Source organism: Serratia bockelmannii (assembly GCF_008011855.1).
Lineage (GTDB): Bacteria > Pseudomonadota > Gammaproteobacteria > Enterobacterales > Enterobacteriaceae > Serratia > Serratia bockelmannii.
On the sequence record NZ_VOUX01000001.1, the window covers coordinates 44272 to 68858 of the forward strand.

The 24587-nt window shown below is 62.0% G+C and carries 24 protein-coding genes and 1 riboswitch; of the genes, 10 read left to right on the forward strand and 14 right to left on the reverse strand.

Annotated features, from left to right (window positions below; all coding sequences use genetic code 11):
* The first annotated feature begins 231 nt into the window (after positions 1-231).
* Positions 232-376: riboswitch (molybdenum cofactor riboswitch) on the forward strand.
* From moaA to FOT55_RS00270, 6 genes are all read left to right on the forward strand, one after another.
* Positions 363-1349, forward strand: a complete 987-nt coding sequence (moaA, locus tag FOT55_RS00245) for a GTP 3',8-cyclase MoaA (protein WP_004939778.1) — start codon at positions 363-365, stop codon at positions 1347-1349. Its footprint overlaps the riboswitch before it by 14 nt.
* Before the next feature lie 24 nt (positions 1350-1373).
* Entirely contained in the window at positions 1374-1889 is a 516-nt protein-coding gene (moaB, locus tag FOT55_RS00250; protein WP_025301928.1) for a molybdenum cofactor biosynthesis protein B, read from the forward strand.
* 3 nt (positions 1890-1892) lie between these two features.
* Positions 1893-2372 carry a cyclic pyranopterin monophosphate synthase MoaC gene (moaC, locus tag FOT55_RS00255; protein WP_004939770.1) on the forward strand — a complete coding sequence of 160 codons (480 nt, stop codon included), beginning with the start codon at positions 1893-1895 and terminating at the stop codon, positions 2370-2372.
* Positions 2369-2614 carry a molybdopterin synthase sulfur carrier subunit gene (moaD, locus tag FOT55_RS00260; RefSeq protein WP_004939768.1) on the forward strand — a complete coding sequence of 82 codons (246 nt, stop codon included), beginning with the start codon at positions 2369-2371 and terminating at the stop codon, positions 2612-2614. The genes moaC and moaD overlap by 4 nt, the downstream gene beginning before the upstream one ends.
* Before the next feature lie 2 nt (positions 2615-2616).
* A complete protein-coding gene (gene moaE / locus FOT55_RS00265) occupies positions 2617-3084 on the forward strand; it encodes a molybdopterin synthase catalytic subunit MoaE (RefSeq protein WP_004939764.1) in 468 nt (155 codons plus the stop codon).
* Between the two features lie 130 nt (positions 3085-3214).
* A complete protein-coding gene (locus tag FOT55_RS00270; protein ID WP_033637508.1) occupies positions 3215-3925 on the forward strand; it encodes a Bax inhibitor-1/YccA family protein in 711 nt (236 codons plus the stop codon).
* Between the two features lie 70 nt (positions 3926-3995).
* Here the strand turns inward: FOT55_RS00270 and FOT55_RS00275 are convergent, their stop codons facing one another.
* From FOT55_RS00275 to FOT55_RS00295, 5 genes are read right to left on the reverse strand one after another with little or no spacing between them, the layout of a single operon-like run.
* Positions 3996-5102: an ABC transporter permease gene (locus tag FOT55_RS00275; protein WP_049208965.1), complete on the reverse strand. Its 1107-nt coding sequence runs from the start codon at positions 5100-5102 to the stop codon at positions 3996-3998.
* Between the two features lie 12 nt (positions 5103-5114).
* Positions 5115-6269, reverse strand: a complete 1155-nt coding sequence (locus tag FOT55_RS00280; protein WP_043136708.1) for an ABC transporter permease — start codon at positions 6267-6269, stop codon at positions 5115-5117.
* Entirely contained in the window at positions 6266-8002 is a 1737-nt protein-coding gene (locus tag FOT55_RS00285) for an ATP-binding cassette domain-containing protein (protein WP_147822921.1), read from the reverse strand. The genes FOT55_RS00280 and FOT55_RS00285 overlap by 4 nt, the downstream gene beginning before the upstream one ends.
* A gap of 8 nt (positions 8003-8010) precedes the next feature.
* A complete protein-coding gene (gene hlyD / locus FOT55_RS00290; protein WP_147822922.1) occupies positions 8011-8997 on the reverse strand; it encodes a secretion protein HlyD in 987 nt (328 codons plus the stop codon).
* A gap of 18 nt (positions 8998-9015) precedes the next feature.
* Positions 9016-9714, reverse strand: coding sequence for a CerR family C-terminal domain-containing protein (locus tag FOT55_RS00295; protein ID WP_147822923.1), 699 nt, complete (start codon positions 9712-9714; stop codon positions 9016-9018).
* A 297-nt stretch (positions 9715-10011) separates the two neighbouring features.
* On the opposite strand from FOT55_RS00295, the gene rhlE reads away from it, so the two are divergent.
* From rhlE to dusC, 3 genes are all read left to right on the forward strand, one after another.
* Positions 10012-11391 carry an ATP-dependent RNA helicase RhlE gene (gene rhlE, locus FOT55_RS00300; RefSeq protein WP_025301932.1) on the forward strand — a complete coding sequence of 460 codons (1380 nt, stop codon included), beginning with the start codon at positions 10012-10014 and terminating at the stop codon, positions 11389-11391.
* A 114-nt stretch (positions 11392-11505) separates the two neighbouring features.
* Complete coding sequence (locus FOT55_RS00305; RefSeq protein WP_060432621.1) at positions 11506-12465, forward strand: D-2-hydroxyacid dehydrogenase family protein; 960 nt, start codon at positions 11506-11508, stop codon at positions 12463-12465.
* A gap of 84 nt (positions 12466-12549) precedes the next feature.
* Entirely contained in the window at positions 12550-13482 is a 933-nt protein-coding gene (gene dusC / locus FOT55_RS00310; RefSeq protein WP_025301934.1) for a tRNA dihydrouridine(16) synthase DusC, read from the forward strand.
* A 41-nt stretch (positions 13483-13523) separates the two neighbouring features.
* Here dusC and FOT55_RS00315 read toward each other — a convergent pair whose 3' ends face one another.
* The 8 genes from FOT55_RS00315 to FOT55_RS00350 all read right to left on the reverse strand — a co-directional run bounded on the left by FOT55_RS00315 (position 13524) and on the right by FOT55_RS00350 (position 22716).
* Positions 13524-13790 (reverse strand): hypothetical protein, encoded by a 267-nt coding sequence (locus FOT55_RS00315; protein ID WP_004939738.1) that lies wholly within the window; start codon positions 13788-13790, stop codon positions 13524-13526.
* A gap of 247 nt (positions 13791-14037) precedes the next feature.
* Positions 14038-15084 carry a ferric ABC transporter ATP-binding protein gene (gene fbpC, locus FOT55_RS00320; RefSeq protein ID WP_147822924.1) on the reverse strand — a complete coding sequence of 349 codons (1047 nt, stop codon included), beginning with the start codon at positions 15082-15084 and terminating at the stop codon, positions 14038-14040.
* Between the two features lie 11 nt (positions 15085-15095).
* Positions 15096-17174 (reverse strand): ABC transporter permease, encoded by a 2079-nt coding sequence (locus tag FOT55_RS00325; RefSeq protein WP_147822925.1) that lies wholly within the window; start codon positions 17172-17174, stop codon positions 15096-15098.
* A 67-nt stretch (positions 17175-17241) separates the two neighbouring features.
* The gene (locus FOT55_RS00330) at positions 17242-18273 is read right to left on the reverse strand and encodes an ABC transporter substrate-binding protein (RefSeq protein ID WP_043136733.1); all 1032 of its coding nucleotides are present in this window, start codon (positions 18271-18273) and stop codon (positions 17242-17244) included.
* A complete protein-coding gene (gene uhpC, locus FOT55_RS00335) occupies positions 18270-19598 on the reverse strand; it encodes an MFS transporter family glucose-6-phosphate receptor UhpC (protein ID WP_269149642.1) in 1329 nt (442 codons plus the stop codon). Before uhpC ends, FOT55_RS00330 begins: the two co-directional genes overlap by 4 nt.
* A gap of 60 nt (positions 19599-19658) precedes the next feature.
* Positions 19659-21200, reverse strand: coding sequence for an MASE1 domain-containing sensor histidine kinase (locus FOT55_RS00340; RefSeq protein ID WP_147822927.1), 1542 nt, complete (start codon positions 21198-21200; stop codon positions 19659-19661).
* Positions 21200-21829, reverse strand: a complete 630-nt coding sequence (locus FOT55_RS00345; RefSeq protein WP_025301940.1) for a response regulator transcription factor — start codon at positions 21827-21829, stop codon at positions 21200-21202. The genes FOT55_RS00340 and FOT55_RS00345 overlap by 1 nt, the downstream gene beginning before the upstream one ends.
* Before the next feature lie 122 nt (positions 21830-21951).
* Positions 21952-22716, reverse strand: a complete 765-nt coding sequence (locus FOT55_RS00350) for an arylamine N-acetyltransferase family protein (protein WP_049295199.1) — start codon at positions 22714-22716, stop codon at positions 21952-21954.
* A gap of 151 nt (positions 22717-22867) precedes the next feature.
* Here FOT55_RS00350 and FOT55_RS00355 point away from each other — a divergent pair, with 151 nt between their 5' ends.
* A complete protein-coding gene (locus FOT55_RS00355) occupies positions 22868-23620 on the forward strand; it encodes an SDR family NAD(P)-dependent oxidoreductase (RefSeq protein ID WP_060447604.1) in 753 nt (250 codons plus the stop codon).
* Here the strand turns inward: FOT55_RS00355 and FOT55_RS00360 are convergent.
* Entirely contained in the window at positions 23605-24501 is an 897-nt protein-coding gene (locus FOT55_RS00360; protein WP_147822928.1) for a LysR substrate-binding domain-containing protein, read from the reverse strand. The two genes, FOT55_RS00355 and FOT55_RS00360, sit on opposite strands and share 16 nt — an antisense overlap.
* Between the last annotated feature and the right edge of the window lie 86 nt (positions 24502-24587).

Here is a 24587-nt window from a genome sequence, read left to right on the forward strand (position 1 = left end):
CGCATAAGGTAGCGGATCCGGCATAAAAACGCGATAAAGAGTGTCATTTGCGTGATTCTGGTCAATTCGTCCACGCAAGCGATGTTTATCATGGTTTACCCGAATAGGCGGCGTCTAAAAACGCTGTATAGACAATTATATAGCGAATTAACGCGTTGGCTATCGTTGCCGATTAGCGCTAGAATTCTGCTGAAAACCACGGTTTCATTCCGGCTACTCAAGGTAGCGGGAAGAGAAATCAAACTCCTAGCCCCTGCGCCTACGTTGTTCATCCGGAACGATATGGCGCCTGGGCCGTGGCGAAGTTAGCCACCAGGGTGCAGAGGGGAAACGCTCGCATCTCCCGACTTTGGAAAGGTGTTATGGTACCGCAACTCATTGATGCTTATGAGCGCAAGTTCTATTACCTGCGTTTGTCGATCACCGACGTGTGCAACTTTCGTTGCACCTATTGTCTGCCCGACGGCTACAAGCCGAGCGGCAGCCCGAAAAGCTTCCTGTCGCTGGATGAAATCCGCCGCGTCAGCCGCGCGTTTGCCGAACTGGGCACCGAAAAGGTGCGCCTGACCGGCGGCGAGCCTTCGCTGCGCCGCGATTTTACCGAGATCATCGCCGCCGTGCGGGAAAACCCGGCCATCCGTACCCTGGCGGTCACCACTAACGGCTACCGTCTGGCGCGCGACGTCGCCGCCTGGCGTGACGCCGGTCTGACGGCGATCAACGTCAGCGTCGACAGCCTGGATCCCCGCCAGTTTCACGCCATCACCGGCCAGGACAAGTTCCGCCAGGTGATGGACGGCATCGACGCCGCCTTCAGCGCCGGTTTCAGCAAGGTCAAGGTCAACGCGGTGCTGATGCGCGACGTCAATCACCAGCAACTTGGCGCCTTTCTCGCCTGGATCAAGGATCGGCCGATCCAGCTGCGCTTTATCGAACTGATGGAAACCGGCGAGGGCGGCGAGCTGTTTCGCAAACACCACGTTTCCGGCGAAGTGATTCGCCGGCAGTTGGAGCAGCAGGGCTGGCAGCGCCAGGCGCGCGGCCGCAGCGACGGTCCGGCGCAGGTGTTCAGCCACCCGGACTACCAGGGTGAGGTGGGTCTTATCATGCCGTATGAAAAAGATTTCTGCGCCAGCTGCAACCGGCTGCGCGTTTCTTCCATCGGCAATCTGCACCTGTGTCTGTTCGGCGAGCAGGGGGTGCCTCTGCGCGATCTGCTGGCGGATGACGGCCAGCTCGACGCGCTGAAGGCGCGCATCCAGAGTGGGCTGCTGAGCAAGAAGCAGACCCATTTCCTGCATCAGGGCAACAGCGGGATCACCCAGAACCTGTCGTTTATCGGCGGCTGACAGCCAATAGGAGCTTATTGAACCATGAGCCATGCGAGCAGCGAGTTTATTCCGGCGCATATCGCCATCCTGACCGTGTCCGACAGCCGCGGCGCGGCGGAAGACACCTCCGGCCAATATCTGCAGGACGCGGCGCAGGAAGCCGGCCATCAGGTGGTGGATCGCGCCATCGTCAAAGATGACATTTACCAGATCCGCGCACGGGTTTCCGCGTGGATCGCCGATGACAACGTGCAGGCGGTGCTGATCACCGGCGGCACTGGTTTTACCGCGCGCGACAACACGCCGGAAGCGCTGTTGCCGCTGTTCGACAGAGAGGTGGAAGGGTTCGGCGAACTGTTCCGCATGGTGTCGTACGAAGAGATCGGCACCGCGACGATCCAGTCGCGCGCGCTGGCCGGCCTGGCGAACCGCACGGTGATTTTCGCCATGCCGGGCTCCACCCGCGCCTGCCGCACCGCCTGGGAGCGGATTATCGAAGAGCAGTTGGACGCGCGCCATCGCCCGTGCAACTTCCAGCCCCATTTGAAGAAGCCCTGAGTCATGACACAGCTAACCCACATTAACGCCGCCGGCGAAGCCCATATGGTCGACGTATCCGCCAAGGCCGAAACGGTGCGCGAGGCGCGCGCCGAAGCCTTCGTCGAGATGTTGCCCGCCACGCTGGCGATGATCGTCGACGGCAGCCATCACAAGGGCGACGTGTTCGCCACGGCGCGCATCGCCGGCATTCAGGCGGCCAAACGCACCTGGGAACTGATCCCGCTGTGCCACCCGCTGATGTTGAGCAAAGTCGAAGTGCAGCTAGAGGCGCAAACGGAGCACAGCCGGGTACGCATCGAAACCTGCTGCCGGCTGACCGGCAAAACCGGCGTCGAGATGGAAGCGCTGACCGCCGCCTCGGTGGCGGCATTGACCATCTATGACATGTGCAAAGCGGTACAGAAAGACATGGTGATCGGCCCGGTGCGCCTGCTGGCGAAAAGCGGCGGCAAATCCGGTGATTTTAAGGTGAACGCATGATCGATATTCTTTTCTTCGCGCAGGTGCGCGAACTGGTGGGCACCGGCGCGCTGTCGATGCCGGCGGATTACCCGACCGTCGAGGCGCTGCGCCAGGCGCTGTGTGCGCGCGGCGATCGCTGGGCGCTGGCGCTGGAATCCGGCAAGCTGTTGGCGGCGGTCAATCAGTCGCTGGTGGCGGCGGATCACCCGCTGCGTGCCGGCGATGAAGTGGCCTTCTTCCCGCCGGTTACCGGGGGGTAAGCATGGAAAATACCCGCATTCGCGTGGGCGAAGCACCGTTCAACGTCGGCGATGAGTACCAGTGGCTGGCGCAGTGCGACGCCGATGGCGCGGTGGTGACCTTCACCGGCAAGGTGCGCAACCATAACCTTGGGGACGACGTCAGCGCGCTGACGCTGGAACACTACCCCGGCATGACCGAGAAGGCGCTGGCGGAGATCGTGGCCGAGGCGCGCAGCCGTTGGCCGCTGCAGCGCGTGACGGTGATCCACCGCGTCGGTGCGCTGTATCCCGGCGACGAGATCGTGTTCGTCGGCGTGACCGGCGCACACCGCAGCATGGCGTTCGCCGCCAGCGAATTCATCATGGACTATCTGAAGACCCGCGCCCCGTTCTGGAAGCGCGAAGCCACGGGCCAGGGTGATCGTTGGGTGGACGCTCGCGACAGCGATCGCGAGGCCGCGCAACGCTGGCACGACGCGGCTAAATAACGCGTCAACAGCGGAAACAAATCAAGACCTTTGCCGCTTTCGCGCGGCCTATTCTGTGGTACGCTTATAGCAGGCGAAGCCCCGTTCGCGGGGCTTCGGAATCTTGTTTATAACGCAAAAGGTAACCGTCATGGACCGATATCCACGCTCTAATGGTTCAATCGTCGAACGTGCCAACAGCGGCATTCAGGCCTACATGGCGCAGGTTTACGGCTGGATGACCTGCGGTCTGCTGCTGACGGCGTTCGTTTCCTGGTATGCGGCCAACACGCCCGCGATCCTCAACTTCATCTTCTCCAGCCAGATCACCTTCTTCGGTCTGATCATCGCCCAATTGGCGCTGGTGTTCGTGATTTCCGGCATGGTCAACCGCCTGAGCGGCGCGGTGGCCACCTCGCTGTTCATGCTGTACTCGGCGCTGACCGGGCTGACGCTGTCGAGCATTTTCATCGCCTACACCTACAGCTCGATCGCCAGCACCTTTGTGGTCACCGCCGGCATGTTCGGTGCCATGAGCCTGTACGGCTACACCACCAAGCGCGATCTGAGCGGCTTCGGCAGCATGCTTTTCATGGCGCTGATCGGCATCGTGCTGGCCTCGCTGGTGAACATCTGGCTGAAAAGCACCGCGCTGATGTGGGCGATTACCTACATCGGGGTGGTGGTGTTCGTCGGTCTGACCGCCTACGACACGCAAAAACTCAAGGCGATGGGTGAGCAGCTGAACGCCGATGATAAAGACAGCTTCCGCAAGTACGCCATCGTCGGCGCGCTGACGCTGTATCTCGACTTCATCAACCTGTTCCTGATGTTGCTGCGTATCTTCGGCAACCGCCGCTAAATCCCTTGTCTTTCAAGCCTTAGGGTATCTGGCGATCAAAAAGCTCTGCATGTGACATGCAGAGCTTTTTTTATGCGATCTTGCGGCGGAACAGCGCGTAGGCGGCGCTGCCGGTGGTGGCGGTGATCACCAGCAGCGGCCACAGGCTGCGCCAGATAATGCTGAAGCTGGCGTCCTTCAGGTAGATCTGCTTGGTGATGTCGGTGAAGTGGCGTATCGGGTTCACCCAGGTCAGATCCTGCAGCCACACCGGCATATTCTCCACCGGCGAGACATACCCCGAGAGCAGGATCGCCGGCATCATGAACACGAACACGCCGATAAACGCCTGCTGCTGAGTGGCGCACAGCGACGAGATCAGCAGGCCGAAACCGACCAGCGACAGCCCGTAGATCAACATGGTGGCGTAGAACAGCAGCAGCGATCCAGCGAACGGGATCTGATACAGGAAGATGCCGATCAACAGCACGATGCTGGCCTGGAAGCTGGCGACGATCAGCGCCGGCACCGCCTTGCCGATAAAGATCTGCCAGGTGGTGAGCGGCGAGACCAGCAGCTGTTCCAGCGTGCCCTGTTCGCGTTCGCGCGCCACCGACAGCGAGGTGACGATCAGCACGCCGATGGTGGTGATCATGGCGATCAGCGACGGCACCACGAACCATTTGTAGTCCAGATTCGGGTTATACCAGTTGCGCACCACCAGCTCGCTGTTGTTGGGTTTGGCGCGGTTGCCGAGCAGCTCCTTCTGATATTCCTGCACGATCTGCTGTACGTAGTTGGCGGCGATCTGCGCGCTGTTGGAGTTGCGCCCGTCGAGCAGCAGCTGCAGCGGCGCGGTGTTGCCGGTGGCGATATCGCGCGAGAACTGCGCCGGGAAGCGGATCAGCAGCAGCGCCCGTTGGTTATCGATGGTGGTCTTTATCTCCTGCGGGCTGCGCAGCAGCAGCACGTGTTGAAAGGCCTTGGCCTTGGCGAAGCGCTGGGTCAACTCCACCGAGGCCTGGCCGCTGTCTTCGCTGTAGACCGCGATGGTGGCGTTGGTGACTTCCAGCGTCGCGGCGAACGGGAACAGCAGCACCTGCAGGATCACCGGCATGATTAAAATGGCACGGGTTTGCGGATCGCGCAGCAGCGCCTGCATTTCCTTGATGATGAGCGTCAACAGACGATGAAACATCGCTCTTTCTCCTCAATCCAGCCGGCGCTGGGTTTTCCAGGCCGTCAGGCCGATGAACACCACGGCGGAAGCAATCAGGAACAACAGATTGATCACCAGCACGGTGCCGACGTTACCCGCCAGGAACAGCGTTTGCAGCGTGCTGACGAAGTAGCGCGCCGGAATGATGTAGGTCACCGCGCGCACGATGGCTGGCATGCTGTCGATCTGGAAGATGAAGCCGGACAGCATGATCGACGGCAGGAAGGCGGCGTTCAGCGCCACCATCGCCGCATTGAACTGGTTGCGGGTGAGGGTGGAGATCAGCAGGCCCATGCCGAGGGTGCTGGCGAGGAACAGGCTGCTGATCAGCAGCAGGATCGGCAGCGAACCGCGATAGGGCACGCCGAGCACCCACACCGCCACCGCCATGCACAGCGCCATGGCGATCATGCCGAGGAAGTAATATGGGATCAGCTTGGAGAGCAGCAGCTCGCTGCGCGTCACCTGGGTGGACAGCAGGGCTTCCATGGTGCCGCGCTCCCATTCGCGGGCGATCACCAGCGAGGTGAGGATGGCGCCGATCACCGTCATGATGATGGTGATGGCGCCGGGGATGATGTAGTGCCGGCTGATGGCCGCCGGGTTGAACCAGTAGCGCATCTGCACGTCAATCAGCGGCTTGTCGCTGCTCCCCCGATCGGCGGCGCGCTGCTGCTGCCAAACTTGCCATACGCCCTGGGCATAGCCCTGCACGAAGTTGGCGGTGTTCGGTTCGCTGCCGTCGGTGATCACCTGGACAGGGGCGCTGTCGTGCGGGCGCGCCATGCGCTGGTCGAAATCCACCGGGATCACCACCAGGCCGCGTATCGTGCCGGCCTGCATCTGCTGGATCAGCTGTTGGCGGTTGTCGCTGATGGTCGGTTCGATATAGGGCGAGCCGGCAAACGCCTGGGCCAGATCGCGCGCGTCTTCGCTCTGTTGCTCCATCAGAATGCCCAGATGCAGCTTGCTGGAGTCCAGGTTGATGCCGTAGCCGAAGATGAAAAGCAGCATCAGCGGGATAACGAAGGCGATCAGGCCGCTGCTGGGATCGCGCAGTATCTGCCGCGTTTCCTTCAGGCACAGCGCGCGCAGTCGGCGCCAGGAGAAGCCGCCGTCGTCGATGGGGGTACGGTTATCGCTCACCGTGATTCCTCCTCGTCGTAGCCCTGAACCAGCTCGATAAACGCCTGCTCCATCGAGGGGTTGGGATTGTCGTCGCGCGCCACCTGCTGTTTGAGATCGTCCGGCGTGCCGGCGGCGATGATCTTGCCGCGATAGACCAGGCCGATGCGGTCGCAGTACTCCGCTTCGTCCATAAAGTGGGTAGTCACCATCACCGTGACGCCCTTGTCGACCATGCCGTTGATGTGCAGCCAGAACTCGCGCCGCGTCAGCGGATCGACGCCGGAAGTCGGTTCGTCGAGGAACAGAATATCCGGTTCGTGCATCAGCGCGCAGGCCAGCGCCAGGCGCTGCTTGAAGCCGAGCGGCAGCGCGTCCGGCGTTTGATCGAGGATCGGCGCGAAGTTGAAGGCGTGGGACATCTCGTCGATTTTTTTGCGCTGCGCCTTGCCGCTCAGGCCGTAGACGCCGGAGAAGAACTTCAGGTTCTGCGCCACCGTCAGGTTGCCGTACAGCGAGAACTTTTGCGCCATGTAGCCGAGGCGTTGGCGCGCTTTGCCGGAACTGGTTTTCAGATCCATGCCCAGCACCAGCGCCTTACCGCTGGAGGGGATCAGCAGGCCGCACATCATTTTGAAGGTGGTGGACTTGCCGGCGCCGTTCGGGCCGAGCAGGCCGAAAATTTCGCCGCGCCGCACCTGGAAATCAACGTGATCGGTGGCGGCGAAGTCGCCGAATTTTTTGGTCAGCTGCACCGCTTCGATCACCGTTTCACCGCTTGCGCCGTTGACGGTCGGCATGATCTCCGCCAGCGCCGAGCGGTGATTGGGGCCGCCGCCGAGCAGATCGATAAACGCATCCTCGAAGCGCGGATCCGCTTCATCCAGTTCGGCGTTCGGCAGATCAAGCGCCTGCAACAGCTGGCGGTGATCTTCGCCTTCCTTCAGGATCAGGCGCAGGTACTTGCCCTGGATCACGCCGTCGGTGACCGCCGGCAGGCAGATCGCCCGCTGCAGCAACGATCGATGGCTGCCGGGGGGCGCGGCGATCAACACCGTGCGCCCGGCCATACGGCGGGTCAGCGCCTGCGGCGCGCCGCTGAACAGCAGCTCGCCCTCGTTGAGCAGCAGCACTTCGCGGCACTGCTCGGCCTCATCGAGGTAAGAGGTGCTCCACAGGATCAACATGCCGTCGTTGGCCAGCTCGTGCACCATGCGCCACAGCTCGCGGCGCGAGATCGGATCGACGCCGACGCCCGGTTCATCCAGCAACAGCACCTGAGGTTCGCCCACCAGCGTGCAGGCCAGTCCCAGTTTCTGCTTCATGCCGCCGGACAGCTTGCCCGCCAGGCGCTCGGTGAAGCGGGTCAGATCGGTGAATTTCAGCAGCCGTTCGAAGGTCTGGCGGCGAAGATCGCCGGTGACGCCGCGCAGATCGGCGTACAGCGTCAGGTTCTCCATCACCGTCAGATCCTCATACAGCCCGAACTTCTGCGGCATATAGCCGAGGATCGCGTGCAGTTGACGATCCTGGGCGATCGGATCCAGCCCGGCGACCCGCAGTTTGCCGCTGCTGGGCTGCAGCAGCCCGGCCAGCATGCGCAGCAGGGTGGTTTTACCTGCGCCGTCCGGGCCGACCAGCCCGATGACCGCGCCGCTGCGCAGGGTGGTGGTCAGGCTGGCGACCGCCGGTTTCTCAAGCGACGGGAAGCGCTTTTCCAGCCCTTCCAATTCGATGGTGTGCGCCTGTTCCATGGCCGGCCTCAGGGTTTGGCGAAGCGCAGGGTGACCGGCATGCCCTGACGCAGCGCATCGTCGGCGTCGGTGACGATCACCCGCAGGCGATACACCAGATCGGTGCGCAGATCCGGCGTTTCAACGCTTTTCGGCGTGAATTCCGCGGTCGGCGAGACGAAACCGATCTTGCCGTGGTAAGGCTTGCCGGGGCGGCCGTCGGTGTAGATCTCCAGCTCGGTGCCGGGCACCGCCTGGTTCAGGCTGGTTTCGTTGACGTAGGCGCGCACCCACACCGGCCGGGTCAACGACAGGGTGAACACCGTGCCACCGGCGCCGAGCATGGTGCCCGGTTCTACCGCACGGGTCAGCACCGTGCCGGCGGAAGGGGAGAGCAGCGTGGCGTCTTGCAGGTTCAATTGCGCCTGCGCCAACGCCGCTTCGCTTTGCGCCACCTCGGCCTTGGCCTGTTCAATCTCTTGCGGGCGGTTGCCGCTGCGGTATTGCGACAGTTTGTCTTTCGCCGCTTGCAGGTTGGCCAGCGCCTGGTTGCGGGCGGTGCGCGCATCCTCCAGCGCGTCGGCGGAGGTGGCGTTTTTCGCCCACAGCCCTTGCTGGCGCTTCAGGAAACTGTCGGCGTAGGCGAAAGCGGACTGGCGCTGCGCCATTTCTGACTGCACCTGGGCTATCTCTTCGCTACGGTAGCCGGCCTGCAGCAGCGACAGTTTGGCGCGCGCGCTGCCGACGTTGGCTTCGGCCTGCTGCAGCGCGTTGCGGTAGGGGGCATCGTCCAGCTTGCCAAGCAGCTGGCCCGGCTGAACGGTATCGCCTTCATCCACCGTCAGCGACGCCAGGCGCCCGTCGACGCGAAAGCCGAGGTTGACCGTGCGAATATCGACGTTGCCGTACAGCGTCAGCGGCCGATCCTGCTGCTGTTGGTAATGCCAAACCCCGTATGCGACGGCCGCGATCAGCAGAATTAACAACACGATCAAGGCACTGCGTTTTTTGTTCATAACACTCCCTGCCTGAATTTACGCGCCATGACGTTGGCGCAGCCCAGTAACCAGAATCTCAATATGTTCGCTCAGTACCGCCGCGATTTGCGCCGCTTCGCCCTCGCCAATGTCTTGCCAACCTGCCTGACGGCGGATAGTTTCGCGCGCCACGCGAAACGACAGCACCTCGCCGATCAGCGCATGGGTATGCAATACGAGGCGGGTCGCCTGTTCGTCGATGCCGGTCGCGGCCGACAGCAGGCGGCACAGCCGCTCGTGCATCGGCGCGATCACCTGGCTGTGGATCAGCGGATAGGCCTCGGTCGGGGCGAGCTGTTCGCGCGACATGATTTTGCTCAGATTCAGCGTGTGCGGCTGGGTCATCAACTCGCTGAAGGCCAGCAGGCCACGCTGCAGCAAACGCAGCGCCGCGTCAGGTGACCGTTGTGCGGCTGGTTCTTGCCGGAAGCGATCGACTTCCGCGACCAGCGGGGCGAACGCCTGCTGAATGAAATCGGCGAGCGACTGCGCCACGGCCAGGTACAGCCCCTCTTTGGAGCTGAAGTAGTAGGTGATGGCGGCGATGTTCTGGCCGGCGCGCTGGGCGATATCGCGCGTGGTGGCGCCTTGCAGGCCATATTCACCGAACAGTTCGGTCGCCGCGGCGAGCAGTTGCCGGCGCGTTTGCTCGCCGCGCGCCCGGCCGGCGGCCTGATGAGGGACGGAAGCTGGCATGGGTCACGCTCGAAGTTAATCAATCATATGATTAACTTTATGCCAGATTGTCTAAAACGCAACCTCTAACCACAATGAGTTATGTGATCGGCTTCAGACAATGCTGAATTTACGGCAGATTGTGCTCTAGGTGCGTAAAAGTGCTTTTTATTGCGCGACTTCTGTTACAATCGGCGCCTGGTGCACTGCAGTTTGTGCCAATCCCTCGTGGTCATGCTTAATGCCCCGTCTGATCATCCTCCCAGGAAACTGCACCGAACACCGTTAGGTTAGGGGGGATCTGGAGTTTTTCTCTTTATGTCATTTGAAACCCTCGGCTTAAGTGCTGAAATTGTGCGCGCTGTTGAAGAACAGGGCTATCGCGAACCGACGCCAATCCAGCGTCAGGCTATCCCTGTCGTGCTGGAAGGTCGTGACCTGATGGCCAGCGCCCAGACCGGCACCGGTAAAACCGCCGGTTTTACCCTGCCGCTGTTGCAGCTGCTGAGCAAGCATGACCATCCGGTCAAAGGCCGTCGCCCGGTGCGCGCGCTGATCCTGACGCCAACCCGTGAGCTGGCGGCGCAGATCGGCGAAAACGTCGAGGCCTACAGCAAACACCTGCGCCTGCGTTCGCTGGTGGTGTTTGGCGGCGTGAGCATCAACCCGCAGATGATGAAGCTGCGCGGCGGCGTCGATATCCTGGTGGCGACGCCGGGCCGTCTGCTGGATCTGGAACATCAGAACGCGGTTGACCTGTCCAAAATCGAAATTCTGGTGCTGGACGAAGCGGACCGCATGCTGGACATGGGCTTTATCCACGACATCCGTCGCGTGCTGGCCAAGCTGCCGGCCAAGCGCCAGAACCTGCTGTTCTCCGCAACCTTCTCCGACGACATCAAGGCGCTGGCCAACAAACTGCTGCATAACCCGGCCTCGGTGGAAGTGGCGCGCCGCAATACCGCGTCCGAGCAGATCGAGCAGAGCGTGCACTTCGTCGACAAGAAGCGTAAGCGGGAACTGCTGTCGCAGATGATCGGCGAAGGCGACTGGAAACAGGTGCTGGTCTTTACCCGCACCAAGCATGGCGCCAACCACCTGGCGGAACAGCTGAACAAAGACGGCATCACCGCTGCGGCGATCCACGGCAACAAGAGCCAGGGTGCCCGTACCCGTGCGCTGGCCGATTTTAAAGACGGCCGCATCCGCGTGCTGGTGGCGACCGACATTGCGGCGCGCGGTCTGGATATCGACCAGCTGCCGCACGTGGTGAACTACGAGCTGCCTAACGTGCCGGAAGACTACGTGCACCGCATCGGCCGCACCGGCCGCGCGGAACGCACCGGTGAAGCCATCTCGCTGGTGTGCGTGGATGAACACAAGCTGCTGCGCGACATCGAGCGTCTGCTGAAGCGTGAAATTCCGCGCATTGCGCTGCCGGGCTACGAGCCGGATCCGACCATCAAGGCCGAGCCGATCATCAACGGCCGCCAGGGCGGCGGACGCGGCGCGCCGCGCGGCAACGGCGGTGGCCAGCGTTCCGGTAACGGCGGCGGTCAGCGCAGCGGTAACGCGAACGGCGGCCAGCGTGAAAACCGTGGCAACGGTAACGGTAACGCTCGCCCGCAGGGGGACGGTCAACGCCGTTCCGGCGCGCCGGCCTCGCGTCGTCCACGTAGTCGCAAACCGGCCGAATAAGCCTGATTGCTCAAAGAGTAAGCCGCCGATACGGGCGGCTTTTTTTTTGCCTGGCGGAACGGCATTTTCGTACTAGGCTGGACGGTGGCTAACCCTACATTCCAGGAGACGGAGATGAAATTGAAGTGCGCAATTCTCGATGATTACCAGCAGGTGGCGCTCAAGATGGCGGACTGGTCGGCGCTGGCCGATCGGGTGGAGGTGTCCGCCATCAGCGCGCACTTTACCGATGAGACGGAGCTGGCGGTGCATCTGCAGGAGTGCGACATTCTGGTCATCATGCGCGAACGCACGCCGATGACTGCCTCGCTGCTGGCGCGGCTACCGAAGCTGAAGCTGCTGATCACCTCCGGCATGCGCAACGCTTCTATCGATTTGGCCGCCGCCGCCGAGCGCGGCGTGGTGGTATGCGGCACCAGCAGCGGATCGGCGGCGCCGATGGAGCTGACCTGGGCGCTGCTGCTCGGGTTGGCGAAGCATATCGTGCCGGAAAGCGTCGGGCTGCAAAACAACGGTCCGTGGCAACGGGATCTCGGCGTCACCCTGCAGGGCAAGACGCTGGGGTTGCTGGGGTTGGGCAAGATCGGCGGCCAAATGGCCAAGGTGGCACAGGCGTTCGGCATGCGGGTGCTGGCCTGGAGCCAGAACCTGACGGCGGAACGGGCGGCGCAGGAGGGCGCTTTGCTGGCGCCGTCCAAGCGGGCGCTGTTTGAGCAGAGCGATTTTGTCTCCATTCACTTGGTGCTGAGCGATCGCAGCCGCGGGTTGGTGGGGCGCGACGAATTGATGGCGATGAAGCCCACTGCTTACCTGATCAACACCGCGCGCGCGGGGATCGTCGATCGGGTGGCGCTGGTGGACGTGCTGCAACAGCGGAAGATTGCCGGCGCCGGGCTGGACGTGTTCGAGACGGAGCCGCTGCCGGCCGACGATGCATTCCGTCAATTGCCCAACGTGCTGGCGACGCCGCATGTGGGTTACGTGGCGGACGACAACTATCGCGCCTACTTCACCGAGGCGGTCGAGGACATAGCGGCGTTTCTCGCCGGTCAACCGATCCGTCGGCTGGGCTGATGGCGTTTTTAATGCCCGCAGAGGCTTGTCTGGCGCGGGCATTCACCCGTATCATTGCGGGTCTTTTTTTAGCTGGGATTGGTCATGCGCGTATTATTGGCTCCGATGGAGGGCGTTCTCGACTCTTTGGTGCGTGAGTTGCTCACCGAAGTGAACGACTACGATCTGTGCATCACCGAATTTTTGCGCGTGGTCGATCAGCTGCTGCCGGCCAAGTCGTTCTACCGGCTGTGCCCGGAGCTGCGTCACGCCAGCCGCACGCCGTCGGGCACGCAGGTGCGGGTACAGCTGCTGGGGCAGTACCCACAGTGGCTGGCGGAGAACGCCGCGCGTGCGGTAGAGCTGGGCTCTTACGGCGTCGATCTCAACTGCGGCTGCCCGTCCAAGCTGGTGAACGGCAGCGGCGGCGGGGCGACGCTGCTCAAAGATCCGGAATTGATCTACCAGGGCGCCAAGGCGATGCGCGCGGCGGTGCCGGCCCATCTGCCGGTCACGGTGAAGGTGCGTCTGGGCTGGGATTCCTCCAGTCGCAGCTTTGAAATCGCCGATGCGGTGCAGCAGGCGGGCGCCAGCGAACTGACGGTGCACGGCCGCACCAAAGAGGACGGTTACAAGGCGGATCGCATCAACTGGGCGGCGATCGGTGAGATCCGTCAGCGGCTGAGCATCCCGGTTGTCGCCAACGGCGAGATCTGGGATTACCAGAGCGCGCAGGATTGCCTGCAGGCGACCGGCTGCGACGCCATCATGCTGGGGCGCGGCGCGCTCAACGTGCCGAACCTGAGCCGGGTGGTGAAGTATAACGAACCGCGTATGCCCTGGCCGCAGGTGGTTGAGCTGCTGCAAAAATACGTCCATCTGGAAAAGCAGGGCGACACCGGCCTGTATCACGTGGCGCGCATCAAACAGTGGCTGGGCTATTTGCGTAAAGAATATGACGAAGCTACCGAACTGTTCAGCGAAATACGCGCGCTGACGACGTCAGGGGATATTGCGCGTGTCATCTGCCGCAGCTAAAAATAAACCCGCGCTCGGCGGGTTTATTTAAATATGTATTATCAGGCGGCTTTATCAAGACGATTTAATTCTATCTCGATATCCTGAATGGTTTTTTCCAGCCCTTCCAGGCAGGCGCCCTGTTTATTCAACAGGTCGTTAATGGCTTCGGCGAACGCCTTATTTTTGCATTCCCCCTGATCGAAGGCCAGCCAGTGTGCGGAGAGCGTCTCGGTATTCGCCTGCGCATAGTGGCGCATTTCCTTCAGCTGGGAAGCGACGTTGCGTAAATTATCCAGCTGCGCCTGTGCGTTTGCATTGTTGCTCATGAATTTCTCCTTGAGTTGGCCGTTAAATAATTTCGACTGCGGGATTAAGCTTACCCTATCCAAATAAAAATATCACCCTCGGTGGCCTTGTTGGTTATTTTTTAATGAATGCGGATGTATTTATTTCTCGGCTGAACAAGGACTTGGGCGGAATTGTAAAAATAGATAAATACGGTTTTTTTTGGCAGTTATTTTCGGTCATTCCATACGGAATGACCGTTATTCTAACGCTTAAGGGTGATGCTTATTATGCCGCGTCCGCCAGCATAAACATGCCGTAGGGATGAATTTCCAGATAATAGTGCTCGCCGACGTTCGGCTGCAGGCGGGTGGCGTTAACCTGCAGCAAAATCTGCTGCCCGTGCCATGCCACCGTCACCTCATACTGCGGCCCCATGTAGGCGACATGTTGGATCACGCAGCGCTGGCTTTCATCGCCATGCTCACTCAACGTGATCGCCTCCGGTCGCACGCCCACCGTGCCGGCGCCTTCGGCGGCAAAGTGCGCGGGGCGCGGCAGGCGGTAGCCGCTGATATCGACATGATCGGCACTGAAGCCGGCCGGGAACAGGTTGGCGTCCCCCATAAAGCTCGCCATAAAGCGCGACGCCGGCTGCCGATAGAGATCCTGCGGCGAGCCCATCTGCATGATATGGCCCTTGTTCATCACCAGCACGGTGTCGGAGACCGCGAAAGCCTCGCTCTGATCGTGGGTAACGTACAGCGAAGTGATATCAAACTGCTTTTGCAGCTCGCGGATCTTTTCGCGCATGCTGCGGCGCAGGTTGGCGTCGAGATTGCTCAACGGCTCGTCGAACAGCAGCACTTTCGGCTTGAGGATCAGCGCGCGCGCCAGCGCCACGCGCTGCTGTTGGCCGCCGGAGATCTGATCGACATAGCGATCGTCGAACCCCGCCAGATCCACCATCGCCAGAGCTTCCTGCACGCGCGCTTTCACTTCGGCGCGCGGAATGCCGAGCATCTTCAGCCCATAGCCGACGTTCTCCCCCAGCGACATATGCGGGAACAGGGCATAAGACTGAAACACCATGCAGATGTCACGCTGCTGGATGGAACGATGGGTAACGTCTTCACCATCAATGAATATCTGCCCGTCGCTCGGTTTCTCCAGCCCGGCCACCAGGCGCAAAATGGTGGTCTTGCCGCAGCCGGAAGGGCCGAGCAGCGTCACCATTTGCCCCCGTGGGATGGTGAGCGTGATGTTATCGATTACCGTGTTGCTGCCGAACCGTTTGGAGACGTTACGCAGTTCAACGAAATTTTTCTGGCTCATCATGGGCTCCATTACGCCTGGTTTTTGGCTTTTGAACGGGAGATGCGTGCCTCACCGATCAGCCAGTCAAAGAGGAAAATAATCGCCAGCATCACCACGATCAGAATTGAACCGTAGGCGATCGCCACCCCGTATTCGCCGTCTTCCACGCGGTTGAGGATGTAGGCGGTGGCCACGCGGGTATCGGGGGTGACCAGGAAGACGATGGCGCTGACGGTAGTGATGGCGCGCACGAAGCTGTAGATCAGCGCCGACAGGATCGCCGGGCGCAGCAGCGGCAGCAGGATGTGCGTGATGGTGCGCAGCGAGCCGGCGCGCAGGCTGAGCGAGGCTTCGTCCAGCGATTTGTCTATCTGGCCCAGCCCGGCGATCCCGGCGCGAATGCCTACCGGCACGTTGCGCATCACCATCGAGATAATCACGATGGCGGCCGTCCCGGTGAGGTACACCGGCGCGCTGTTGAAGGCGAGAATGTAAGAGACGCCCGCCACGGTGCCCGGCACCGCAAAGCACAGCATGGTGGTGAATTCGATGGTCTTTTTGCCCTTGAACTGCTGACGCACCACGATCCAGGCGATCAGCAGACCGAACGCGGCGGTGATCGGCGCGGCGATCCCGGCGTACAGCAGCGTGTCGAGCAGCGAAGGCCACGCGCCGTCGCTCATGCCCTGGCCGAACAGCTTGATGAAGTTATCCAGCGTCAGCGTGTAATCCACCCCCCAGTTGACGGTGAAGCTGCCGTAGAAAATGCTGCCGTAGAGCAGGGCGTTAAAGGCTACCCACACCGCCAGCAACGCGATCACGCCCCACACCAGCGTGACCGGCAGCGGCTGTACGTCGCCGCGGTAGGATTTGCCTGACACGGTGACGTAGGAACGCTTGCCGATCCACAGGTACTGGATGCAGAACACCAGCAGCGAGAACAGCAGCAGGAAGGCGCCGAGAGTGCTGGCGGCCTGATAGTCGAGCTGCGAGCCGGTGATGTAGAAATAGATTTGCGTTGCCAGCACGTCGAAGTTGCCGCCGAGCACCAGCGGGTTGCTGAAGTCGGCCAGCGATTGCACCACCACGATCAGAAACGCGTTGGCCAGCGCCGGTTTCAGCAGCGGCACGAACACGCCGTTAAAGGTTTGCCAACGGCTGGCGCGCAGGGTGTAGGAGGCCTCTTCCAGCGAAGGATGAATGGTCTTGATCGCGCCGTCGAGGATCATGAACGCCATCGGCGTGAACGCCAGCACCTGCGCCAGCCAGATGCCGGTAAAACCGTACAGCCAGTTGGTGTTGGTCAGGCCGAACCAGGCCACCATCCACTCGGTGACGTAGCCGGAACGCCCCATCATCAGCGTGACGCCCAGGCCGACGACGAACGGCGGCGTGACGATGGGCAGGATGGAGAAGATGCGGCCGATAATGGCGCTGCGCTTGGCGATGCGGGTGGTGTAAATCGCCAGCACCAGGCCGAAGAAGGTGCAGCCGGCGCCCACCGCGATCGACAGGGCGATGGAGTTGAGGATCACCTGAACGATATGCGCCTGCGACAGCACGTTCATAAACGCCAGCGGTGCGAATGCACCCGTCTGGTCGGTGAACATCGGAATGAAAATCGCGATGCTCGGCCAGACGATGAAGACGCCGATCAGCGCTACGATGGTGACCAGCGCACCGATAACGAAACGGTCGCCGCCCAGCCAGTCGAGGCGGGTCAGCGCTAGCGTCATGATGGCGCCCAGCGCGGTCAATTGCACCAGGGTGGCGTAGCCTAAGCCGCGTCCCGCCACCGTGGCGCTGACGACGATAAAGGCCATGCACAGCAGCGCCCAGCCGGCATCGAACGCGTGGCGGCGCCGCTGCTCACGGCCCGCCGCAGCGTAAGGACGCAGCAGCAGCAGGCTCGGCAGCAGGCACCAAAGCCAGCTGATATTGCGGTGTGACCAGCCGTAGGCCGCGAGGATTTCATCGCTGGTGGATTCCAGCAGGCCGTAATCCAGGCTCCAGCTCGGCAGCAGGGCGAACGCCAGCCAGCCAAGCAAAACCCAAAGGAATATCGCATCTCGTTTTTTCACGAGATGGAGTGCATGTGTATGTGACATAAGTTTCCCGGATGTTCAGGCCGGGTAAGGCGTGAAGCTTACCCGGCAACAGGCGCAGAATGTGGGTTTATTTACCCATCTTGACTTCGCTGACCCATTTATTGATCAGCGCCTTGCGGACCTCGGTCGAGCCGTACTTGTCCATGTCGTAGTTGATCAGTTTCAGATCGTCGAGCTTCAGCGAGTTCGGCGAGGTATCGGCGGTGGTGTTGGTCAGGATCTGATAGGATTTGCCTTTCTTCCACGCCAGCTCCTGCGCCTCTTTCGACAGCACCCAGTCCACGAACAGTTTGGCGTTATCGAGGTTGCGCGCGCCTTTGAGGATGCTGACGCCGCCGATTTCGTAGCCGGTGCCTTCACACGGCGAGATCAGCTCAAGCGGCGCGCCCTGTTCTTTTTCGAGCGAGTAGTCATGCAGGAAACCGATGCCGATCGCCGTTTCACCGCGGGCGGCGTTGCGCGCCGGGGCAATGCCGGACTTGGTGTACTGCGAAACGTTGGCGTTCAGCTGCTTGAGGTAATCGAACGCCTGATCGTCTCCCCACAGTTGGGCAAAGGTCGCCAGCGCGGTGTAGGCGGTGCCGGAACTTTGCGGATCGGCGATTTGAATCTCGCCTTTGTATTCCGGTTTGGTCAGGTCTTTCCAGCACTTGGGCACCGGCAGGTTTTTCTCTTTCAGGCGCTGGGTATTGACGCCAAAGCCGAGAATGCCGACGTAGACCGCCGAGGAGTAGTTGCCTTTCAGCTTGGCTGGATCGCGGAATTGCGTCATGACTTGTTCGAGGTTGGGCGATTTGTACGGTTGCAGCAGCCCCATTTCACCGGCCTGGGATTGCGGATCGAGCGTGCCGCCGTACCAGACGTCCGCCTGCGGGTTCTTCTTCTCGGCGTCCACTTTCGCCAGCGTGCTGCCGGAACCGTTGCGGATAAACGCGGTTTTCACGTCATATTTCTCGCCGAAGGCTTTGGTTTCCGCTTCGCACATTTCATTGGTGGCGCTGCAGTAAACCACCAGGCGGCCCTTGGCGTGCGCGGCGCCGCTCAGCGTGGCCAACGCGATGCCGGATGCTATCAGGGTAGTGACCCACGTTTTTTTCATTGTTTTATCCTTCTCTCGGTAGAGGTGGTAACGCTCGCCATCAGCAGCGGCATCAGCAATAAACCCATAAGAACGGCGGCGATCGACAGCAAACTGAACATGCCTGACCAGCCATAGCCTTCGATAACCCGCGACAGCGGCCAGCCCGCCAGCGCCGCCCCCAGATAGGCGAACAGGCCGAGAAAGCCGGTGATGGAGCCCGCGGCGCCTTTGTGCCCGCATTCCACGGCGGCGAGGCCAATCAGCATCTGTGGGCCGAAGACAAAGAAGCCCACCGCGAAAAAACAGCCCGCCAGCAGCGCGTAGTGATGCACCGGCGCCAGCCACAGCGCGGCGACGGAAACCATCAGCCCGAGCGTGAACAGCAAAATCATCGGCGCGCGCTGCCCGCCGAACAGCACATCCGAACCCCAGCCGGCGAACAGCGCACCGAGCAGGCCGCCTATTTCGAACAGCATCACCGTGGCGTTGGCGCTGAGCAGGTTGACGCCGTGGCTTTCCGTCAGCCAGAGATTGCCCCAGTCGTTCAACGCGATGCGGATCAGGTAGACCAGCACGTAAGAGACGCCGAGCAGCCAGATCATCGGGTTCTTCAGCATCGTGGTGCGCAACATCTGCCACAGCCCCATCGGCGGGCTTTGCTGTTCCTGGCGCAGCTCCAGCGGATCGTAGCGCCACTGGCCGACCGACGGCAGGCCTTCTTCCTGCGGCGTGCCTGTCAGCTGCCGCGTGAGCCAGATGCCCAGCACCATGCTGACGGCCCCCGGGATCAACATCGCCGCCTGCCAGCCCCAGCGCTGGGCGGCGAAGGCGCTGATCAACGGCACGATCGCGCCGCCGAGGTTGATCGACATATTCCAGCAGCCCCACCAGAAGCCGCGCTCATTGCGCGAATACCAGTGGGTCAGCAGCCGCGCGCAGGGCGGCCAGCCCCAGCCCTGAAAGAAGCCGTTCAGCGCCCAGACCGCCAGCAGCAGCGTCAGCGATTCGCCGAAGGCGAACGCCACGTTCAGCAAACCGGTGGCGAACAGGCCGATCCCCATAAACCCGCGCTGCCCATGGCCGTCGTGCCACAATCCGGCGGCGAATTTCGACAGGCCGTAGCTCAGATAAAACAGCGAGCCGAGCAGGCCGATGTCCCCTTTATCCAGCCCCAAATCCGTTTGCAGCGCCGGCAGCACGTAATTCACGCTTTTGCGCGTCAGGTAAAAGGCGGCGTACCCGATGACCATATACAGCAGCAGTCGCGGACGCAGCGCGCGGTAACGATGATCGATTTCAGATGCCGAGCGTGCTTGCATAGCCGCCTCCCTGGTGCTGACTATAAGAAGGTGAAAGGGAAAGGGGATGAGAGAAAGTCCGGAGTGGCTAAGACTTTTTCCTAGTTAGTCGGCGGTTTGTTGCAAATTTGTGGGCAGGTTAACAATTACCCGGGTGCCGCGCTGCGTTTCCAGCGTCAGTTCGCCGCCGAGTGCGCTGACCCGTTCGCGCATCCCCTGAATGCCGAAGCCAGGCACCTTGTCCGCACGGATGCCGATGCCGTTGTCCCGCACCTCGAGGTGCAAAAGCTCACCCTGTTGATACAAGACGATGGCGACTTCGCTGGCTTCGGCGTGTTTGCACACGTTGTTGAGTAGCTCTTGCAGCAGCCGGTAGAGGGTGAAGCGCACCGTCTCGCCGGCGGGCGTGTCGATGAGTCGGTAGTCGAAACGGCAGCGGATGCCCCGTTCGCTAAAGGCGAATTCGCTCAGCAGGTGGTGAAGCGCGTCTTTGAACGTCAGCTCGTCCAGCGCGGGCGGGCGAAGCTGGCGCAGCAGCTGGCGCGTGGAGTGATGAATGCGCCGGGCGAGATCGGCTATCTGGTTCGCGGCGGCCTGGGTTTGCGCCGGATCGCGCGCCCGTTTGACCAGCTGCGACTGGATTTGAATCGCGGTGATGTTCTGGCCGATTTCATCGTGCAGCTCGCGCGCCAGGTTTTTCCGCGTGTCTTCTTCGGTGTGGATCAGTTTTTCGGTCAGCGCCCGCCGCGCCGCCAGCTCTTCTTCCAGGCGTCGGCGATAATGGTGCAGGTTTTGCGCCAGGTGTTGCTGGCGGCTGATGGCGATGCCCAGGCCGATGCCGAGCAGCGCCTGCGTCGCCAGAAAGATTTCCAGCTCGACCAGATTGCCGAACCCCACGCCGACCTGCCGGGCGAGGGTGATCATCATGCTGCCGAGCAGGCCGGACAACACGCCGCCTTGCCAACCGAATTTCCACGCCATCACCACGTTCGGCAAAAACACCACGATCAGCAGCAGGCGTTCGATTTCCGGCGACAGCACCATCTGGGTGCCGATGCCGATAACGAAAAACAGGCTGCACCAGATGATTAAGGAGGCGCGCAGCGGCGGGTTGGTGGTGTCCAGCCCCAGCAGGTGGTAACGGTGCTGCTGGCGCAGAAATTCAAAGATCAGGTAGACGAACGGGGTCAGCAAGACGCCGCCGGTAAACGACGCCAGGCCGAGCAACATCGCCGGGCTGTGCGCGAAAGGCGAAAGCAGAGCGGTATTGAGCAGCGAGGCGGCGGTCACGGTAGCCAGCAGCAGCGTCAGCCGCTGCCAGTAGAGCGGAAAACGGCGCCAGAATCGCTGCGCGAGCGCGGCCGGGAGCAGGGTGATGAACGGCGCGGCCAGCAGGCTGTAGCCGCTCAGCAGGCGTTCGCCGTGCAGCCAGAACAGCAGCAGCACCGGCGGTATTATCAGAGCGGGCCAATAGCGGCGCGCCAGCAAGATCAGCAGCGCGAGATAGACGCCGTGAGACAGAAACAGCGCTGCCTGATTGCCGTTGTGGGTCAGATAGAAGCCGAGCGTCCACAGCATCAGCCAGCCACTGCCCCAGGCCAACAGGATAAACAGCGAGATAACCCAAGGGCGGAAGCAGGGTGACATCAATGCCCCGCCAGCAGCTGATGATCGAGGGCGAAATGCACCAGCTCAATGGTGCTGTTGCACTGCAGCTTGCCCAGGACGTTGGCGCGATGTACGTGTACCGTTTTATGGCTGAGATCGAGCTTGAAAGCGATCTCCTTTACGCTGTCGCCTCTGACCAGCAGATCGAATATTTCACGCTCGCGCGGGGTCAGCACTTCCAGCGCCGTGGCCGGCTGCTCGCCGCCGCGCAGCGCCCGCAGCGCGTCGGCGCACAGGTAATGGCCGCCCATCTCGACGGAGCGCACCGCCTGCACCAGTTCTTCCGGCCCGCAGCGTTTGGTCAGATAGCCGCTGGCGCCGGCGTCCAGCGCGCTCTGCACGAAGGTGGGGGAGTCATAGATGCTGAGGATGATTGCGCGGAACTGCGGCTTCTGCGCCCGCAGGCGTTTCAACAGGCTCAGGCCGTTTTCATCCGGCATGGCGATGTCCATCACCGCGACGCTGACGTCGTCGCGCAGCAATGCCGGCCAGGCCGCCGCCGCGCTGCTGTATTGCCCCACCACGTCGATATCGTCCTCGAGGCTGAGCAATTGCGCAAAGCCGGAGCGCACCACTACATGGTCATCCACCAGTATCACACGGATCATTTTCGCACTCTGTTGCCGAATCATGACCCTATGATGCCTGCCGCCGCGGTGCTGGCAATCAGCCAAGCGCGGTTATGCAATCGATGTAACAGAATCGTAATAAAAGGGTGCCACCGGCGTCGTCAACGATCCAAATCGATGGCGAAATGCTGCCACAGCGCGGCGCGGCGTTCCTCTTCCGAATGCAGCGTCGTTTCGTGGCGCTGGTGATCTTCGGTCACGATCAGCTTCATGTCGCTGAGGGTCACCCGGCCGTGCTCCGTCGGCCGTGAGCACACCAGGCGTTGGGTGAAATGCGACTGCGGCGAAGTGCTGTGGAAGTGGCACATCTCGTCGAACTCAGGCAATTCACGCGGCTGAACGGTAAAGCGATACAGGGTTTTGGCATGCGAGCGTTGGTCGCCGTTGCGGCGCTCCAGCAGGTAATACTCACCTTCCTGCTCCAGGTGGAAGGTGCCGCTGGCCTGCGGTTGCGGCTCGGCGGCGACGATTTTGAGCGGCGTCAGGAAGGAATCGCCGAAACCGACATCCACCAGCCAGGCCTGGCCCGCCAGATCCACCCGCAGCGCCAGATGGTCGTAGGGCGGGCCGAAATGGCCGTCGCGCGCGCGGATCTCGCCGGAGATGAAGCTCACCTTGAAACCGATCTCCCGCAGCAGCAGGGCAAACAGCGTGTTCAGCTCATAACAGAAACCGCCGCGGTTACGCTCGACCACCTTGCTGAACAGTGCCTCCGGCGTCAGCTGAATACCCTGATGATAAATAATGCTCAGGTTCTCGAACGGTACGCTCAGCATGTGGCGATGGTGCAGCTGTTGCAACGTGGGGAGGTCAGGGCGGGCGCCGCCGGTAAAGCCGATATGCTGCAGGTAGCGTTGGGTATCCACAGGGTGTCTCGCATGAGAAAAAGTAGGCATAAAATAGCGGGCTTTGCGGCGTTTGTGAGCGCATTACGTGCTGCGTTGTCACTGCTGCCGCAAACTGTCACTTGCCGGCGCTAGCCTGTTCCCCTGAGTTCAACGTTGCAGGAGAACCGCTATGCAAGATTTCAAACATCGGGTGGCGCTGGTGACCGGCGCGTCCACCGGCATTGGCGAAGCGATCGCCGGCGAGCTGTTTCGGCGCGGCGCCACGGTGGTGATGACCGGCCGCCACGCAGTGCCTCTCGCCGCCGCCGCCGCGCGGCTCGATCCCGACGGCCGACGGGTGATGACGTTGCGGATGGACGTGCGCGATGCGCCGTCGGTGCGGCAGGGTATTGAAGAGATCGTGCGGCGCTGCGGCGCGCTGCATCTACTGGTCAACAACGCCGGGATCACCGGCCCGCACGAGGTGGATATCGATCGGTACGCGGTCGACGATTGGCACGAGGTGATCGCCACCTGCCTGAGCGGCACGTTTTTCGGCATGAAGTACGGCCTGCCGGCGATCGTCGCCGGCGGCGGCGGGGCGGTGGTGAACCTCTCTTCCGCCAACGGCGTGGTGGGCATTGCCGGGATCGCACCTTATACCGCCGCCAAGCATGGCGTGCTGGGCCTGACACGCTCGGCGGCGCTGGAATTCGCCACGCGCGGCGTGCGCGTTAATGCCGTCGGGCCGGGCTATGTGGATACGCCAGCGATGGGGAAACTGCCAGCGTCGGCGCGGGCGCAGATGGCCGCTTCGCACCCGATGGGGAGGATGGCGACGCGGGAAGAGGTGGCGAAAACGGTGGCTTTCCTGCTTTCGGACGACAGCAGTTTCACCACCGGCGCGTTTTACAGCATCGACGGCGGTTATACCGCGCGCTGAGCCAGCGCCTGCAGCCAACGGAGAAACGCCGCTGCGCCGGGTTTTTCCAGCGTGCGCGGCGGGTAAACTACGTAGTAGGGTTTGCTGAGCCGCAGCGCCGGTTCGGCCAGGGTGACCAGCTGGCCTTCCGCCAGTTCACGGGCGATCAGCCGCCGCTGGCCGAGCAGCACCCCGCGCCCTTGCACGGCGGCGTCGATGGCCAGCGAGGTCAGGTTATAGGTTAGCCCGCGCCGCGGCGGCGGCGGCCGATCGGCGGCGGTGAACCACTCGTGCCAGCCCGGCAAAAACTGGCTCTCCTTGCCCCAGTCGACGTGGATCAGCGGCAGCTGCGTCCAGTCGCCGCACTCGCGCAGCGCCGGGCTGCACACCGGCTGCACCCAATCCTGAAACAGCTGCACCTTTTCCAGCAGCGGGTAATCCTGATCGCCGAAGCACAGGGCGAAATCCGCCGCCGAATGGGCGAAATCGACCGCCGCATGGGTGGCGTGCAGCCGCAAATCGCCGTCGGGGCACTGCGCCAGCCAGTCGCCCAGCGCCGGATTCAGCCATTTAGACGCCAGCGCCGGCAGGGCGAACACCGTCAGCGCCTGTTTGCCGCGCTGGCGTTCGACGTGCTGCTGCGCCACGCGCAGCGTTTCGAACGCCTCCTGCACGTAGGCCAGGTAGTCCGCGCCCTGTTCGGTCAGCGTGACGCCGCTTTTGGCGCGAATGAACAGCGTGATGCCCAGATGCTGTTCGAGCTGGCGGATTTGCTGGCTGACGGCGGCGGCGGTCAGCGCCAGCACATCCGCCGCAAGGGCCAGGCTGCCGGTGCGAGCGGCGGTTTCGAACGCCAGAATGGCGCTCAGCTTGGGCAGGCGAGCACGGGACGGTGGCGGCATGGGCAGGACTATCGCTAAGAATTCGTTAGCTTATCCATAACGTATTTTTGTTATGGCGGCAATGCGCCATTCGCTACAGTGAGAAG